The 257-nt window shown below is 44.0% G+C and carries 1 protein-coding gene; it reads left to right on the top strand.

Annotation, left to right across the window (positions count from 1 at the left end):
- Window positions 1-257: ACT domain-containing protein (locus FTW16_RS21425; protein WP_146492387.1), on the top strand; the 257-nt coding region annotated here is incomplete at both ends.

Below are 257 nucleotides of genomic sequence, written 5' to 3'. Positions count from 1 at the left end.
GATAAAAACACGTCGTACACCACGTCACTTGCAGCATTTTGAGGTAAAAACTCGAGTTGAGTTCCTACCAACCAAAAGTAAAAAGCATTCCTTGATGGAACTGAAAGCATTAGACACTCCAGGGTTGTTGGCTCAAGTCGGTGCAACCTTTGCAGAATTAGACATTAACTTGCACGGTGCGAAAATTACCACCATAGGTGAGCGAGCTGAGGATTTGTTTATTCTGACCAGTGAAGCAGGAGGAAGGCTTTCTGAAG

It is taken from the genome of Vibrio sp. T20, from assembly GCF_007858795.1.
GTDB classification, from domain to species: domain Bacteria; phylum Pseudomonadota; class Gammaproteobacteria; order Enterobacterales; family Vibrionaceae; genus Vibrio; species Vibrio satsumensis.
The sequence above is the reverse complement of the archived record's forward strand: the minus strand, read 5'-3'. Positions and strand labels throughout refer to the sequence as shown.